This window comes from Sphingobium fuliginis (genome assembly GCF_015074805.1).
Classification (GTDB): domain Bacteria; phylum Pseudomonadota; class Alphaproteobacteria; order Sphingomonadales; family Sphingomonadaceae; genus Sphingobium; species Sphingobium fuliginis.
The window spans coordinates 2,492,352-2,508,669 of record NZ_CP060035.1 but is presented as its reverse complement, the minus strand read 5'-3'; the positions used below and the strand labels follow the sequence as shown (position 1 = coordinate 2,508,669).

General features: G+C 66.0%; 15 protein-coding genes. 8 read left to right on the top strand and 7 right to left on the bottom strand.

Going from position 1 to position 16,318, the window contains the following annotated elements; translation table 11 throughout:
- Positions 1-32 precede the first annotated feature (32 nt).
- Complete coding sequence (locus H5V43_RS12055) at positions 33-389, bottom strand: PilZ domain-containing protein (protein WP_025547324.1); 357 nt, start codon at positions 387-389, stop codon at positions 33-35.
- A 240-nt stretch (positions 390-629) separates the two neighbouring features.
- Between H5V43_RS12055 and H5V43_RS12050 the strand changes: the two genes are divergently transcribed.
- On the top strand, positions 630-2,210 hold the full coding sequence (locus H5V43_RS12050) for a lysine--tRNA ligase (RefSeq protein WP_025547326.1): 1,581 nt from the start codon (positions 630-632) through the stop codon (positions 2,208-2,210).
- A 217-nt stretch (positions 2,211-2,427) separates the two neighbouring features.
- Here the strand turns inward: H5V43_RS12050 and H5V43_RS12045 are convergent, their stop codons facing one another.
- The 3 genes from H5V43_RS12045 to H5V43_RS12035 form a co-directional block, all read right to left on the bottom strand.
- Positions 2,428-2,898, bottom strand: coding sequence for an RcnB family protein (locus H5V43_RS12045; protein WP_025547327.1), 471 nt, complete (start codon positions 2,896-2,898; stop codon positions 2,428-2,430).
- Between the two features lie 193 nt (positions 2,899-3,091).
- On the bottom strand, positions 3,092-3,769 hold the full coding sequence (locus H5V43_RS12040; RefSeq protein ID WP_099186375.1) for a prolyl hydroxylase family protein: 678 nt from the start codon (positions 3,767-3,769) through the stop codon (positions 3,092-3,094).
- Between the two features lie 114 nt (positions 3,770-3,883).
- Positions 3,884-4,816 carry an RcnB family protein gene (locus tag H5V43_RS12035; protein ID WP_037481581.1) on the bottom strand — a complete coding sequence of 311 codons (933 nt, stop codon included), beginning with the start codon at positions 4,814-4,816 and terminating at the stop codon, positions 3,884-3,886.
- 226 nt (positions 4,817-5,042) lie between these two features.
- On the opposite strand from H5V43_RS12035, the gene H5V43_RS12030 reads away from it, so the two are divergent.
- From H5V43_RS12030 to H5V43_RS12020, 3 genes are all read left to right on the top strand, one after another.
- On the top strand, positions 5,043-5,576 hold the full coding sequence (locus H5V43_RS12030) for a biliverdin-producing heme oxygenase (protein ID WP_037481584.1): 534 nt from the start codon (positions 5,043-5,045) through the stop codon (positions 5,574-5,576).
- On the top strand, positions 5,569-8,136 hold the full coding sequence (locus H5V43_RS12025) for an HWE histidine kinase domain-containing protein (protein WP_025547332.1): 2,568 nt from the start codon (positions 5,569-5,571) through the stop codon (positions 8,134-8,136). Before H5V43_RS12030 ends, H5V43_RS12025 begins: the two co-directional genes overlap by 8 nt.
- Positions 8,137-8,230: 94 nt before the next feature.
- Positions 8,231-9,040, top strand: a complete 810-nt coding sequence (locus tag H5V43_RS12020) for a DODA-type extradiol aromatic ring-opening family dioxygenase (RefSeq protein ID WP_025547334.1) — start codon at positions 8,231-8,233, stop codon at positions 9,038-9,040.
- 21 nt (positions 9,041-9,061) lie between these two features.
- Here H5V43_RS12020 and H5V43_RS12015 read toward each other — a convergent pair whose 3' ends face one another.
- The 3 genes from H5V43_RS12015 to H5V43_RS12005 form a co-directional block, all read right to left on the bottom strand.
- On the bottom strand, positions 9,062-9,598 hold the full coding sequence (locus H5V43_RS12015; protein ID WP_025547336.1) for a (2Fe-2S)-binding protein: 537 nt from the start codon (positions 9,596-9,598) through the stop codon (positions 9,062-9,064).
- Positions 9,595-10,071 (bottom strand): DUF2721 domain-containing protein, encoded by a 477-nt coding sequence (locus H5V43_RS12010; RefSeq protein WP_025547338.1) that lies wholly within the window; start codon positions 10,069-10,071, stop codon positions 9,595-9,597. Before H5V43_RS12010 ends, H5V43_RS12015 begins: the two co-directional genes overlap by 4 nt.
- 221 nt (positions 10,072-10,292) lie before the next feature.
- On the bottom strand, positions 10,293-11,501 hold the full coding sequence (locus H5V43_RS12005; RefSeq protein WP_025547340.1) for an LL-diaminopimelate aminotransferase: 1,209 nt from the start codon (positions 11,499-11,501) through the stop codon (positions 10,293-10,295).
- Between the two features lie 139 nt (positions 11,502-11,640).
- Here H5V43_RS12005 and H5V43_RS12000 point away from each other — a divergent pair, with 139 nt between their 5' ends.
- From H5V43_RS12000 to H5V43_RS11985, 4 genes are all read left to right on the top strand, one after another.
- Positions 11,641-13,380: a PHA/PHB synthase family protein gene (locus H5V43_RS12000; RefSeq protein WP_099186373.1), complete on the top strand. Its 1,740-nt coding sequence runs from the start codon at positions 11,641-11,643 to the stop codon at positions 13,378-13,380.
- 153 nt (positions 13,381-13,533) lie between these two features.
- Positions 13,534-14,436: a phasin family protein gene (locus tag H5V43_RS11995; RefSeq protein WP_025547342.1), complete on the top strand. Its 903-nt coding sequence runs from the start codon at positions 13,534-13,536 to the stop codon at positions 14,434-14,436.
- 330 nt (positions 14,437-14,766) lie between these two features.
- Positions 14,767-15,597 (top strand): sulfite exporter TauE/SafE family protein, encoded by an 831-nt coding sequence (locus H5V43_RS11990; RefSeq protein ID WP_025547343.1) that lies wholly within the window; start codon positions 14,767-14,769, stop codon positions 15,595-15,597.
- A 209-nt stretch (positions 15,598-15,806) separates the two neighbouring features.
- A complete protein-coding gene (locus H5V43_RS11985; protein WP_025547345.1) occupies positions 15,807-16,172 on the top strand; it encodes a hypothetical protein in 366 nt (121 codons plus the stop codon).
- Positions 16,173-16,318: the final 146 nt, after the last annotated feature.

Here is a 16,318-nt window from a genome sequence, read left to right as displayed (position 1 = left end):
GGAACAAAAGGGAAACCTGAAAAGCGCCCGATTCAGCCGAACCGACGCCCGAAACCGCCCGCCGGACGACCGCCGGGCATGCGCGGCTGAAAGGCCGTGGGCGTCAGCCGCGCGGCCCGTGCGATCTCCAGCCGGTCGAACAGCGGGCCGTCGGTCAGTTCATAGGGGAAGCGGATGCCCATGCGGTCCTCTTCGGACCATTGCACCGTGCCGAACACGACATGGCCCTCATAGTCGATCTGGCACTGGCTGCGCACTGGCAGGCCGCAGCCCGCAATCTGCGCGCCGCCCTCGCTCAGGTCGACGATCATTCCTTCCACGCTGTCGAGCACCGTCGTCACGACGACGGGTATATCGACCGTTATTCTGTGACGGCTGCGCGGCTGCATAGTCCCTCCTGAGCCCCCTAAGCTCCCGATAAATATGCCTGAACAGGGTTAATCAAAGTTAAAGAGCTGGCGGGAAAAGCCGCCATTCGTCTCCATTTCGGCACCTGGAATCGCCGCGTCGGGTCCAAAATGAAGCTTGATCTATATTAATGAAGCCTTTGCCTTTCCTTCCGCCGCATGATGTTTTCCGAGTCGTCAGATGTTTTCAACGGCCGCGAAAATGCTTAGGGGGCATGCATCATGACCGTGTCCGAACTCATCCGCACCGCCGCGCAGGCGTCCAAGGCCTGGCCCTATGAGGAAGCGCGCAAGCTCCTGAAGCGCTATCAGAACGGCGCGCCCGAAAAGGGCTATGTGCTGTTCGAGACGGGCTATGGCCCCTCCGGCCTGCCGCATATCGGCACGTTCAACGAAGTGCTGCGCACCACCATGGTCCGCAACGCCTATCATGCGCTGTCGGACATCCCCACGCGCCTGATCGCGTTCAGCGACGACATGGACGGGCTGCGCAAGGTGCCGGACAATGTGCCCAACCAGGCGATGCTGGCCGAGCATCTGGGCAAGCCGCTGACGCAGGTGCCCGATCCCTTCGGGAAGTTCGAGAGCTTCGCGCATCACAACAACGCCATGCTGCGGGAATTTCTCGACCGCTTCGGCTTCGACTATGAATTCGTCTCCGCTACGGAGCGCTACAGGTCCGGCGCCTTTGACGACGCGCTGAAGAATGTCCTGCGCCACTATCGGGACATCATGGACATCATGCTGCCGACGCTGCGCAAGGAACGGCAGGCGACCTATTCGCCGGTGCTGCCGATCTCGCCCAAAAGCGGCATCGTGCTTCAGGTCCCGGTCGAGGTGATCGACGCCGATGCCGGCCTCGTCCGCTTCGAGGATGAGGGCGAGCTGATCGAACGGTCGATCCTGTCCGGCGGCGCGAAGCTGCAATGGAAGGTCGACTGGGCGATGCGCTGGGTCGCGCTGGGCGTCGATTATGAGATGGCGGGCAAGGACCTGATCGATTCCGTCACCCAATCCTCGAAGATCTGCCGCGCGCTCGGCGCCCGCCCGCCCGAGGGCTTCAATTACGAAATGTTCCTCGACGAGAAGGGCGAGAAGATCTCCAAGTCCAAGGGCAACGGCCTCAGCCTGGAACAATGGCTGACCTATGGCCCGCAGGAGAGCCTCGCCTTCTACGCCTATCGCGAACCGAAGAAGGCGAAGCAGCTCCACATGGGCGTGATCCCCCGCGCCGTGGACGAATATTGGCAGTTCCGCGGCAATTATCCGAACCAGCCGGTCGAACAGCAACTCGGCAATCCGGTGCACCACATCCATGACGGCAAGCTGCCGCAGGGCCGCCTGCCGGTGACATTCGGCCTGCTGCTCAATCTGGTCGGCGTGATGGGCGACGCCAGCCGCGAACAGGTCTGGGGCTATCTCCAGAACTATGTCGCCGATGCCAATGCGGAAAGCTATCCGGAACTGGACGCGCTGATCGGCCATGCGCTCGCCTATCACCGCGATTTCGTCGCCCCTACGCTCCAGCGCCGCGCGCCGACCGAAGGCGAAGCCGCCGCCCTGCGCAGGCTGGACGCCGAACTCGCCGCCCTGCCCGCAGGCGCCTCGGCGGAGGACATCCAGAATATCGTCTATGCCATCGGCAAGGACGAAGCCTATGGCTTTGCCGAACTGCGCGACTGGTTCAAGGCGCTCTACCAGACCCTGCTGGGGGCCGATCAGGGGCCCCGGATGGGCAGCTTCATCGCGCTCTACGGCATCGAAAACAGCCGCCGCCTGATCGCGGAGGCCCTGGCCGCCTGAGCGGCGCGCGGCGGAACATAACGGGGCGCGGGGCGTTTCGGCATATGGTCCACCCCCTTTCGGACTGATGGTGCGCCCAGCGCGCGCCATCGGCCGCGCCCGCCCGGAACGAGCGGCGCGGCCAAGGGGGGTAAACGGACCGGAAGCGCCATAGCGCAAAAGGAAACGGCCCCTCGGATCTTCCGGGGGCCGTTTCGTTTTTCACGCCTGGCGGCTCTTACCAGAAGAAGCCGCGATGCACTTCCATCACCCGGCCGGTCCGCACATTGACCAGCAGCACGTCGTTATAATGCCTCACCCACCGCAGGTTCGCGCCGGCGCGGGGCAGGCGATAGCGATAGGGGTCGGAAATATAGTAGCGCGAATTATAATAGTTGGGCTGAAGCCGCGCGCCGACTTCCCAGCGATTGTAGCGGAAGGGGGCCCGCCAGTTGCCGCCGCGATAGACGTCGCGGTGCGACCTGCGGTAATCGCGCCAGTCCTCGCGCAATTCCTGCCGGGCTTCGCGCACGTCCCGACGCTCCTCGCGGACGTCGCGCCGGTTGCCGTAGCGCTGCGCATCGCGCAGGTCGCGCTGTTCATGGCGCAGCTCACGGGCGCTGTCGCGCACCTCCGCGCGGGACTGGGCCATGGCGGCCCCCGGCATGACGGTAGCGGCCATCAGGCCCAAGATGATCAATTTACGCATAGGTCTTCTCCCATTGCCTGGCGGCTGAAGTGCGGTGGGGGAGGGGAGAACTTTCCCCGGCCCGACCGGTTCCGCCGACCACGAAGACGGATATGCGCCCCGCCACCTGAACATGCCGGGAATGAAACGGTCAGGAATCAGTCATTTATGTCGCACTTTGTATCAGGGGCCGCCGGGCCCGGCGGTGCGGGGATCAGGGCGTCCAGGGCCGCTCGCGAAACCATTTGGTGACGACATATTTGGTGCCCCGCTCCACCGGGCGCGCGGCGTGCAGGCTGGATCGGTTGGGCGATCCGTCCCGCTCCATATTGTTCCACATCAGCAGCATGCCCTCGACGGGCGGGACCATGAACCCGCAATGCGGGAAATGCGTCTCCCCGCCCGCTTCCACCGGGGAGAGGTAGATCATCGCCGTCCAGCTCCGCTGTCCCCCGGTCTTCAGCATGGCCGGCCAGTAACTGGCCGTCACCGGAAAATAGTCGCAATGCGCCTTATATTCCTGGCCCGGCTGGTATCGCTGCCCCTGCAGCGTCTCGCCATGCTCCGCCGCCAGGCCCATCAGCGCGCAGATGCGGTCGCTGATCCCCCCGACCAGCGGGCTCCAGGGGCTGAGGTTGCAGCTCGCGCTGGTGCGGTAATCGGCATTGGCGCTGCCGGAAAACAGGGTGGAGGGCTGCGCCCCCGCATCGATCAGCTCCCGCAGGCCCGCACATTCCTCCGCGCTCAGAAATTCCTGCCGGCCATAGATTTCAAGCTGCGGCGTATCGATCCGGCTGACCATCGGATTGCGCTCCAGCCGCGCCCGCACCGACTCCCCGATCCGCGCCCGCGCCGCGGAGGCGACCCCGCCATCGTCAACAATCTCGCTCATGCCGCTCTCCTGCCACCGGGCCGCGCCCCTGCGCAAATGAAAAGGACCTGGAACGTCGCCGTCCCAGGTCCAGTATGTCCTGAAGGCCAGTTCAGGAGCGCATGTCTTCCGGCATCACCAGAAGAAATCGTGGATCACGTCGACCACATAGCCGTCGCGTATGTCGACCAGCAGCGCGTCGTCATAATAGCGAATCCAGCGCAGCGAGCCGTAGGCCGGCGGCAGGCGGTAGGAATAGGGATCGTCGATCCAGTAGCTGTTCGAATAGAGCAGGCTGTTCAGGAAGATCCCGATGGAAAAGCGCGAATAGCCGTAGTTCCAGCCGCGCGGCGCATAATAGCGGCCGATCCGGTAGCGGTCGCCATAGCGGGAACGATAGCTGTACCAGTCATAGCGCCGGTCGTTGCGCCAGCCATTGTCCCAGCGCCTCTGTCCTTGCCACCGGGTGCGGTCGTCGAAGCGCCGTCCGTTGTTCCAGCCCGGATTGCCGCCATTCCAACGCCGGTCGTCATCGTTCCAGCGGCGGTCGTTGCGGTCGTCGCGCCGATCCCAGCCGCCCCGATCCCGGTCGTTCCGGTTCCGGTCGTTCCGGTTCCAGTCCCGGCCGTCATTGTCGCGCCGATTGTCCTGCCAGTTCTGCCGATCGCGGTCGTTTCCGCCCCAGTTGCCGCCGCCCCTGTCGCCGCCACCCCAATTACCGCCACCTCTTTCGCCACCACGGGGTGTGGTCTCGAAGCGCTGCTGGTCGCGGTTCCAGCGGGTGACCGTCGCGGGGCCGCGCTGGTCGGGCCGCGCCTCATTGCCGCGCCATTGCGGCTGGGCGACCTGCGCCGGCCGTTCCGGCCGCTGCTGCCGCATTTCGCCGCCCTGCCACTGGCGCTGCGGCTGTCCGTTGCCCTGGCCGCCACGGCCGCCTTCGGGCCGGCCGGCCCGTTCGCCGCCACGGCCGCGCCAGCCGCCATCGTCGCCCCGCTGGGCATAGGCCGGGGCGATCCCGCCCAGTACCGTCGCGGTCATCAAGCCCGCCAGCATCATTTTCCTCAACATGCCGTTCGCCTTTGTTTCACGGGGCCATTCGCCCCTCATATGTCGCTTTTAGGACTTGTGCGATGTCACGATGCTGAACTTGTCTGTCAGCGATTTGAAAGAATCCCCGGCGGCGCCTCAAAGGCTGCTTTGCGCCGAAATCCCCGGAAATGTGACCGAAGGAAGGCAAAAGCTGATCCAGATCAGTGCGCGCCCCTGCAAAGCCCCTTAGGAATGCGGGGTGACGATAACGCCCACTGCCGGCAGCGCCCGACAGGCCCTGCGCCAAGCGACGATGGAAAGCCATCAGCGTGTCGACGACCTGTTCTCGCATTTTTCGCTGAACGATCGCCCCGGCTATGCCGCCTTCCTGAAGGCCCATGCCCGGGCGCTCGCCCCGCTGGAGCGGATGACCCGCCCCGATGCGCCGCGGCTGCCGCTGCTGACCCGGGACCTTGCGGCCCTGGGCGAACCGCAGCCCGCGCCGCTCGCCGCGCCGGCGCCCCCGTCCGATGCCTATCGCTGGGGTCTGCGCTACACGCTGGAAGGATCGCGCCTGGGCGGCGCCATGCTCGCCCGCCGCGTCGGCCCCGGCCTGCCGCGCGCCTATCTGTCCGCCGTGCATGAAAAGGGCGGCTGGGCGGATTTCCAGCGACGACTGGATGAAGCCGCGGCCGATGGGGGCCAGCCATGGATCGGCGACGCGATTCGCGGCGCGGAGGCCGCATTCGATCTGTTCGCCGCCGCCGCCAGGGGCGAAGTGGCGCCCGTCCATGGCTGACGGCAATATCCCGGCCCAGGATTTCGCCGTCGACCTCAGCAATTGCGACCGGGAGCCGATCCATGTGCTGGGCACGGTCCAGCCCTTCGGTTTCCTGATCGCGCTGACCGCCGACTGGCTGGTGTCGCGCGTGTCGGCCAACAGCGCCGATCATATCGGCCTTTCGCCCGAACAGATGCTGGGCCGGCCGATCAGCGGCATCTTCAGCGGGGAGGCGGTCCATTCCCTGCGCAACCGCATCACCCTGCTGCGCGGCCCCGACGCGGTGGAGCGCATCTTCTCCCTCACCCTGATCGACGGGATCGCGCCGTTCGACGTCGCCGTCCACTTCTCCGGATCGCTGGTCGTGATCGAGGCCGAAGCGGCGTCCCATGACGAGATGGAGGCCAGCAGCATGGTCCGCTCCATGGTGTCGCGGCTCGGCCAGACGCAGGGCATGGCCGCCTTCCTGCGGGATGGCGCGCGGCAGGTGCGGGCGCTGACGGGCTTCGACCGGGTGATGGTCTATCGCTTTGCGGAGGGCGGCGACGGCGAAGTCGTGGCCGAAGCGCTGCGTCCCGGCATCGACAGCTTCTTCGGCCTGCATTATCCCGCGTCCGACATTCCGGCGCAGGCGCGGGCGCTCTACCTGCGCAACATCTTCCGCGTGATCGCGGACGTGCAGGCGCAGCCGGTTCCCATCGTGCCGCAGCTCGACCCCTCTGGCGCCGCGCTCGACATGTCGCTCTGCCTGACGCGGGCGGTGTCGCCCATCCATATCGAATATCTCGGCAATATGGGGGTGGGGGCCTCGCTCTCCATCTCGATCGTCGTCGAAGGGCGGCTCTGGGGCCTGTTCGCCTGCCACCATTATGGCCCCCGCCTGCCCAGCTTCGCGCAGCGCAGCGCCGCCGAACTGTTCGGCCAGATCTTCTCGATGATGCTCGAAAACCGGGAGCGCAGCGAAACCTCCGCCTATGAGGGCAAGGCGCGGCAGGTGGCCGACCGGCTGATGTCGGCGGTGGCGCAGGACCATGACCTGCTGTCCAACGCCCGCTGGCTGGGCGAGGTGATCTTCGACACCATCCCGGCCGACGGCGTCGGCGTCTATATCGACGGCCAGATGACCTTTTCCGGCCTCGCCCCGGACGAGCGAAGCTTCGCCGCCATCGTCGCCATGCTGAACCGGGCCGCCGCCGGCCAGGTCTTCACCACCGATCATCTGGCGCGCCTGCTGCCCGAATCGTCCGCCCATGCCGACCGGGCGGCGGGGCTGCTCGCCATCCCGCTCTCGCGCCGCCCGCGCGACTATGTGGTGCTGTTCCGGGCGGAACAGCTCCGCTCGGTGCGCTGGGCGGGAAGCCCGGAAAAGCATATCGAATATGGCCCCAACGGCCCCCGCCTGACCCCGCGCAAGAGCTTCGAACAATGGTCGGAACTGGTGCGCGGCACCGCCGTGCCCTTCACCGCCGCCGAACTGCGCGTGGCGGAGGCGCTGCGCACCGCCCTGCTGGAAGTCATATTGCGCCTGTCCGATTCCGCCCATGATGAACGGCAGAAGGCGCATGAGAAGCAGGAATTGCTGATCGCGGAACTCAATCATCGCGTCCGCAACATCCTCTCGCTGATCCGGGGGCTGCTGTCCCAGACCCGCGACAGCGCCGAATCGGTCGACCAGTTCATCGACACGCTGGAAAGCCGCGTCCACGCCCTGGCCCGCGCCCATGACCAGATCACCGCCGACCGCTGGGCGCCCGCCCGGCTCTACGACCTGATAGAGGTGGAATCGGCCGCCTATCTGGCCGAACGGCGCGACCGGGTGAAGCTGACCGGTCCCAATGTGCTGCTCACCCCGGCCGCCTTCACGGTGCTGGCGCTGGTGATCCATGAGATGCTGACCAACGCCGCCAAATATGGCGCTCTGTCCGACAATGGCAGCGTGGCCATCGGCTGGAGGGTCGATGCCGACGGCAGCCTGCTGATCGACTGGCGGGAAAGCGGCGGGCCCGCCGTGGTCGCGCCCACCCGCCGGGGTTTCGGATCGACCGTGATCGAACGGTCCATCCCCTATGATCTCGATGGTCGGGCGGAGGTGCATTACCGCCTTTCCGGTCTGGAGGCGCGATTCTGCATCCCCTCCGCCCATGTCGCCTCCGTCCTGCCCGACGTCGTCGGCATCGAACGCGCCAGCCCCGCCCCGGCGCCCACGCCGACGCTGCTCAAGGGGCGCAACGTCCTGCTGGTCGAAGACAATATGATCATCGCCATGGATGGCGAGGACGCGCTGCGCGACCTCGGCGCCGAAGTGATCACCGCCGCCAGCGTCAGCCGCGCGCGGGATGCGATCGCGAACCATGACGTCGATCTGGCGGTCCTGGACTTCAACCTCGGCAATGAAACCAGCCTTCCCGTGGCGGAACTGCTGGCGGAAAAGGGCGTCTCCTTCCTCTTCGCCACCGGCTATGGCGACGGGCTGGACCTGCCCGAACGCTTCGGCGACGTGACCCTGCTCAAAAAGCCCTATTCCGGCGCCACCCTGGCCCAGGCCATCGCCCCCGTGCTGGAAGAAAACGAAGCTTGAGGGCCGCCCGCCGCCGCCTTTCACGCCCCACCCGAAACAGTCCGTTTCCAGCGCCCCGCTTGCGCCGCGCCCAAATCCATCCGATCTCCTGGGCATGAGACAACCGACTCTCTTCATCCCCCATGGCGGCGGCCCCTGCTTCTTCATGGACCCCAGCGACCCCGATCGCCCGCATTGCGACCCGATGTGGCAGCCGATGCAGGACTATCTGGCGGGCATCGTCGCGACCCTGCCCGAACGCCCCCGTGCGATCCTGCTGGTCTCCGGCCATTGGGAGGAAAGCCGGTTCACCGTCCATGACGGCGAAAGGCCTGGCCTGCTGTTCGACTATTACGGCTTTCCACCGCACACATATGCGCTCCGCTGGGACGCGCCCGGCGCGCCCGCGCTCGCCCGCCGCGCCGCCGGCCTGCTGGAACAGGCGGGCTTCCCCACCGGCAGGGAGGATGCGCGCGGCTGGGACCATGGCGTCTTCATCCCGATGAAGGTCGCCCTGCCGCAGGCCGACATCCCCGTCGCCCAGCTCTCGCTTCGCGGCGATCTCGATCCCGACGCGCATCTCGCCGCCGGCCGGGCGCTCGCGCCGCTGCGCGACGAGGGCGTCCTCATCATCGGATCGGGAATGAGCTTCCACAATCTGCGCGTGCGCGGCGCGCAGGCGACCCAGCCTTCGATGCTCTGGGACGAAGCCCTGACCGCCGCCGTCACCGACCCCGATCCGGCCAGCCGGGCGCAGCGCGTCGCCGCCTGGGCCGACCTGCCCCATGCCCGCTTCGCCCATCCGCGCGAGGAACATCTCCTGCCGCTGATGGTCGCCCTGGGCGCGGGCGGGGAGGATGCGGCCGTGCGCGACCACGCCAGCAATGTGCTGGGCTGGGCCGTGTCGGGCTACCGCTTCGGCTGAACGGCAGGAACGCGGATGGCCTCAAGGCTTCCGCAGCGCCGGAACCGCCTTCGCCGCTTCGTCCGGCGTGATGCCGGAGGGCGGCACGGCGTCCACCACCTCCTCGCCCCGCATCACCCGTCCCGCCCGCTGGATCGCACCCCGCAACCGGGGATAGATGCCGCACCGGCAGATATTGGTGATCGCCGCGTCGATCTCCTCGTCGCCCGGATCGCTGGTCCGCCGCAGCAGCACCGACGCCGCCATGATGACGCCGGGGATGCAGTAACCGCATTGCGAGACATTGTCCGCCGCGAACACCTGTTGCAGCGGATGGCCGCGGTCGGGCGACAACCCCTCTATGGTGGTGACGAACTTGCCCTCCGTGGCGGCGATCGTCACCTGGCAGGAGCGCACGGCTTCCCCGTCTATGTCGACCGTGCAGGCGCCGCAATCGCCCGTGCCGCAGCCATATTTCGTCCCGGTCAGGTTCGATGCGTCGCGCAGCGCCCACAGCAGCGGCGTCGCCGGGTCCATGCGATATTGGACGGGCCGGTCGTTGACCGTGAACTTCGTCATCCCGCGCCCTCTTCCTCGACCTTGTGGTAGAGCACCTCGTTGCGGATGTGGATGGTGCGCGAGGCGAGCCGGATTTCCTGGATGAAGGTGCCGAAGGCCGCCGCCTGCAACACCATGGCCAGGATGAAGAGGATCGCGATCGGCGTGCCCAGATGCACCCCGAACAGATTGGCCGCGAACAGCAGGATGACCACCAGACAGACGGCGCAGGCCGACGCCACCGACAGGAAGATCGCGCCATTGACCACGCTCATCCGCCGGTCCAGCACGCGGATTTCGCTGACCATCCGGTCATGTTCCTTGCCCCGCGACGCGAGGATCTTCTCCTCCACCTTCCGCGCCCGGTCGATGATGCGCGCCAGCCGCCCGACGCAGACGTTCAGGAACGCCCCGATACCCGCAAGCAGGAAGACGGGAGCCAAAGCGAGCTGAATAGTCTGTGCGACCTGGGAAACCTGGGGGAGTGCGATCATCGTTTCACAGCAGCGCAGCGCGAAGGAAATGGCAAGGGTTGAAATGATGGCATGGGACTCACGCCATCATGACTTGGAGGAAACGCGCGCCTGCGAAGGCAGGAGCCCAGTTCCGCCGTCCGGGCATCACTCAACCCTCCGAACCGGGCTGCATGCGAGCCGCTTGTCCCGCTTCAGCGCCTCCGCAGGAGCGCAATCCATATTCCTCAGGCCTATATTCCTCAGGCAGCGCCCTTGGCCGGCGTGTTGACGCCCATGGACTTCAGATAGTGCCGGATATTGCGCGCGGCCTGCCGCAGCCGCTGCTCATTCTCCACCATGGCGATGCGGACATAGCCCTCGCCATCCTCGCCATAGCCGACCCCCGGCGCGACCGCGACCTTGGCATGGGTAAGGAGCTGCTTGGAAAATTCCAGGCTCCCCATGTCCTTGAGGGCAGGGGGCAGCGGCGCCCAGGCGAACATCGACGCCTTGGGCGCGGGAATGTCCCAGCCCGCCCGGCCAAAGGCCTCCACCATCACGTCGCGGCGCTTGTGGTAGAGTTCGCGGTTCTTCTGCACGATGTCCTGCGGCCCGTTCAATGCCGCGCAGGCCGCCGCCTGGATCGGCGTGAACGCGCCATAGTCCAGATAGGACTTCACCCGCTTCAACGCCGCGATCAGTTGCCGGTTGCCCACGGCGAAGCCGATGCGCCAGCCCGCCATGGAATAGGTCTTGCTGAGCGAGGTGAACTCGACCGCCACATCCTTGGCGCCCGGCACCTGCAGGATGGAGGGCGTCGGATTGCCGTCATAATAAAGCTCGGAATAGGCAAGGTCGCTCAGCACCCAGACCTTGTTCTCCTTCGCCCAGGCGACCAGCCGCTCGTAGAAGGCGAGGTCGACCGTCTCCGCCGTCGGATTGCTGGGATAGCCCACCACGAGGATCGACGGGCGCGGCACGGTGAAGGCCATGGCCCGTTCCAGCGACTGCCAATAATGTTCGTCCGGCGTGGTCGGCACGGATCGGATGGTCGCGCCCGCGATGATGAAGCCGAACATGTGGATCGGATAGCTGGGATTGGGCGCCAGCACGACGTCGCCCGGCGCGGTAATCGCGGTGGCCAGGCTGGCGAGCCCCTCCTTCGACCCCATGGTCACGACCACCTCGGTCTCCGGGTCCAGATCGACGCCGAAGCGGCGGCCATAATAATTGGCCTGCGCCCGGCGCAGCCCCGGAATCCCCATCGACTGGGAATAGCCGTGCGCGCTCGGCTTCTGCGCGACCTCGCACAGCTTGGCGATGACATGGTCGGGCGGGGGCAGGTCGGGATTGCCCATGCCTAAGTCGATAATGTCCTCCCCCGCGGCGCGTGCGGCGGCCCGCATCGCGTTCACTTCGGCGATGACATAGGGCGGCAGACGCTTCATGCGGTAGAATTCTTCGGACATTGGGGCTTTCCTGAAAGCTCGCTGTAAGGAATAGTGCGTGACGCGCATTCGGCTTGTCACGATCCGGCTATAACCCGCCAGCCCGCGACACGCCAGAGAAAGCGGCGGACCGGACCATGCCAGGCGAAGGAAGGTGGCCATGAAAGCACAGGACGTCATGGAACCCCATCTCCCCACGCTGGAGGACATGCAGCAATGGACGCAGGTGCTGGGCCGCGCGCAGCAGTTGCTGCTGGAACAGGCGGCGGGCGCGACCGGGCGCACGCTGCCCTTCGATCCCGAAGCCGTGGCGCGCATCCAGACCGGCTTCGCCGACGAAGGCCTCGCCCTGTGGCAGCGTTTCCTGGATTCCGGCGGCCTGCTGCGCGACCAGCCGGAGCCGCCGCCCTCGGGCAGCCCCGCCGCCGCGCGCGACCGCCGCTTCGCCGACCCGGCCTGGACCGAGCATCCCTTCTACGACCTGATCCGGCAAAGTTACCTGCTGCTTTCGGATTATCTGATGAAGCTGGCCGACGCGGTGGACGGCGTCGATCCGAAGCAGAAGGCAAAGCTGCGCTTCGCCACCACCGGCCTGCTCGACGCCATCGCCCCCAGCAATTTCCCGCTGACCAACCCGCTGGTCGTGCAGAAGACGATCCAGAGCGGCGGCGAGAATCTGGTCAAGGGCCTCCAGCACATGCTGGCCGACCTGGAAAAGGGCCAGCTCACCCACACGGACGGCACGGCGTTCGAGCTTGGCCGCAACATCGCCTCCACGCCGGGCAAGGTGATCAGGGAAACGCCGCTCTACCAGTTGATCCACTATGCCCCGACGACGGACAAGGTGCTGGAAACGCCGCTGATCATCTTCCCGCCATGGATCAACCGCTTCTACATTCTCGACCTGTCGCCGGAAAAAAGCTTCGTCAAATGGGCCGTGGACCAGGGGATCAGCGTCTTCCTGGTGTCGTGGAAATCGGCCGACGCCTCGATGAAGGACCTGGTCTGGGACGATTATATACTGAACGGCCAGATCGACGCGATCGACACGGTGCGCGACCTGCTGGGCGTGCCCGGCGTCCACGCCATCGGCTATTGCGTCGCGGGCACCACCCTTGCCGCCACGCTGGCGCTGCTGGCGGCGCGTGGGGAGGGGGAAAAGGTCGCCAGCGCCACCTTCTTCACCGCCCAGGTCGATTTCAGCAAGGCGGGGGACCTCAGCCTGTTCGTCGATGACGAGCAGATGAAGATGGTGGAGCAGCTTTCCTCCGGCGGCTTCCTCGACGGGCGCTACATGGCCGCGACCTTCAACCTGCTGCGCGGGCGCGACCTCATCTGGAACTATGTGGTCAACAATTACCTGCTGGGGCAGGATTATCCGCCCTTCGACCTGCTCTACTGGAATGGCGACACCACCAACCTGCCGGCGCGCTGGCACAGGGATTATCTGACCCAGCTCTATCGCGACAACCTGCTGGTCCGGCCGGGCGCGATCAGCGTCGCGGGCACGCCTATCGACCTGCGCCGGGTCAGGACACCCGCCTATGTTCAGGCGGGACGGGAAGATCATATCGCCCCGCTGGAAAGCGTGTGGAAACTGACCGAACATTTCTCCGGCCCGATCCGTTTCCTGCTGGCGGGGTCGGGGCATATAGCGGGCGTGGTGAACCCGCCCGCCGCCGGCAAATATCAATATTGGACCTGCACCGAATCGCAGCCCACCCTAGAGGCCTTCCTTGCACAGGCGAAGGAGACGAAGGGGAGCTGGTGGCCCGACTGGATCGAGTGGATTCGCGGGCAGACCCCCGCCACGGTCCCGGTGAAGGGCGCCCGCCGCCCGGGCAGAGGCCGACTCAAGGCCATTGAGGATGCGCCCGGCCGCTATGTGAAAACCCGCTAGTTCCTTCACATGGGACAGATGGGACAGGGTTTGCGGCAGCCCGCCTCGTTGCAGCGACGGGCCGTATGAGGCAATTTTGTTGCACTGCACAAAAACACTTGCAACCGCATTTCGATCCCTATATTGTGCACTGCAACAAATGGAGGTTGGTCCATGGCCGTTACCCCAAAGCCAGTGCGTAAGAAGCCTGCCGCCAAGAAGGCGTCGTCGTCGACCCTGTCCGCCAGTGAGGCGCTCAAGGCCGCCGAAGCTGCGATCAAGGCCCCGGCCCAGACGAAGGCGAAGCCCGCCGTCAGGAAACCGGCGCCGCCCAAGCCCGTCGCTCCAGCCCCCAGGCCGGCGCCCGTGGCGAAGGCCGATCCGGTGGCGGTGATCGCGGCGACCACGGCGGTCGACGCCGCGCCTGAGCCCGAGCTGGTGAAGGATGCGACGCCCGAACCCACCCCCGTCGCCGCGGCGCCGGCGGTGAAGACGCCGAAGTTTGAGCCGGTTGCGGAACCGAAGCCGACCGAACCGGAGCTATGGAAGAGCCTGTCGTCCAAGGCCGGGCCGCTAGAGCCCATGTTGCTGCCCGCCACAGAAGGAACGAAGATGATGAACGACGTGATCGAGACCGGAAAGAAATTCGCTGAAGAAACCAAGGCCAAGCTCGAAACGGTCTATGCCGACCTGAACGAGAAGGCGAAGGTGAGCGTCGAGAAGTCGACCAAGGCGATCGAGGAGTTCAGCGACATCGCCAAGGGCAATGTCGAAGCGCTGGTCGAATCCGGCAAGATCGCGGCCAAGGGCTTTGAGACCCTGGGCCAGGAAGCCGTGGACTACAGCCGCAAGAGCTTCGAAAAGGCGACTGCCTCGTTCAAGAGCTTCTCGACCGTGAAGACGCCGACCGAATTCTTCCAGCTCCAGAGCCAGCTGCTCTCCAGCAGCTTCGACGAATTCACCAAGGAAGCGGCCAAGAGCAGCGAAGCGCTGATCAAGCTGGCCGGCGACGTGGCCTCTCCGCTGACCGCCCGCGTGACCGTGGTGACCGACAAGGTGAAGGCGCTCGCCGCCTGATCCCCCCTCGGTTTTCTGAAACAGGGAAACGGCTCCGTGATCGGGGCCGTTTTCTTTTTTGCGAAGCGCGCAAAGGCCCGGTCCGGGCCCTGGAATCCACCCGCATCCTCTCCCGCTCCCCCACAATATTGCGCCTCTCCTTTGCGGGTTCCCCAACGTCGTTCGTCTTGGGAAGATGTGGGGCAGTTGATCGTCCCCGCCACTTACATTCCGCCGAAGAGAGGCATGGGTTTCCATCATGGTCGATTGCACAGCTTCCGCCGCCTTGATCCACCAGGGCATCTTCCCCCATAATGCCGCCCGCACGGCACCGGCAGGGGAGCAGCGCTGATGCACGGCGACGTGATGACCTGGCTCCTGCCGCTGGTCGCGATGCTGGGGGCGGGACTGTTCGCCGGTTTCGCGGCGGGGATTTTCGGGATCGGCGGCGGCTTCGTGGTGGTGCCTGCGCTGTTCGTGGTGCTGCCGCTGCTGGGCGGCACGCATGACGCCATCGCCCATGTCGCCATCGGCACGTCGGCGGCGACGATCATCGTGACGTCGATCCGTTCCCTCCTCGCCCATGCCAAGCGCGGCGCGGTGGAGTTCGAGGTGCTCAAGACCTGGGCGCCGTGGATCATCCTGGGCGACGGCGCGGGCGTGCTGCTGGCCGGCCATGTCGACGGACGCATCCTGACCATGATCTTCGCGATCGGCGTGTTCCTGATGTCGCTCAACTTCCTGCTGCCCAAGGTCGGCGGCAAGGTGATCAGCGACACCATGCCCTCGGGCATCGCCCGCGTCGGCATCGCCGGGGGTCTGGGCACCTTCTCCGCCCTGCTCGGCATCGGCGGCGGCACCATCGCCATCATGGTGATGACGCTGTGCGGCCGCTCGATCCACCGCGCGATCGCCACCGCGTCGGGCATCGGCACGCTCATCGCCATTCCCAGCGCCATCGGCTTCGCGCTGATCGGCCTCAAGGAAGGCGGCCTGCCCTGGGGATCGCTGGGCTATGTCAACATCCCCGCGACGCTCGCCATCGCCTCCATGTCCGTGCTCACCGCGCCGCTGGGCGTCGCCGTCGCGCACGCCATGCCCGCCGCCCCGCTCAAGAAAATCTTCGGCGTCTATCTGGTGATCATCGCCTTCGTCATGTTCCGCAACGCGATCCGCATGTGACCCGCTTCCCCTTCCCGCCCATGGCCGCTGCAAGGGCCATGGGCGGGATTTTGCCATAACCTATTGAAATAAGGTTATTTCCGGCCGGTTTCCCTTTTCCGCCGGTCGCCGCTGGGATGCGCTTCATCCATTCTGCACAACCGTTCATGCGCAAAATCCCTTTCCTCGCACGTTGACCCCCCATCGGGACGAGGAAGAGGAGAAGAGACATGAAACGCTCGACTGTCGCCAGCGCCCTTGCCATGCTCGCCATGGCGCCGCTTTCCGCAACGGCCATGCCCCATGGCGCGATGAGCTATGAAGAAAGGCTCGCCGCGATGGAGGACGACATGACCCTGCCCGCGCCGATTGCGGGCGTGCAGAATAAATATTGGTTCAACTATCGCACCGATGTTGCGGAGGCCCGCAAGGAACTGGCCCACGACCTGCGCCACGCCACCGATGCGGAGGATGAGCGCGACGCCTGGGACGAATATCGCGCGGAACTGGCCGACGCCCGCCGCGACTATGCGAAGGAAATGCGTGAGAAGGGCTATCGCACCGGGCAGGTGCGGGTCCACGGCTCCGGTCGCTGACCATGACATGGGCTGGAGGGTGGTAGAGCCGCCGGAGCATCGTGCGCAAAACCGGTTCCCACTTTTGCGCACGATGCTCTGAAAAGGATGCGGCAGAAAGCCGGAGCGCGCTGCGTCCGATTGGCGCAGCGTGCTCCAGGCGCGCC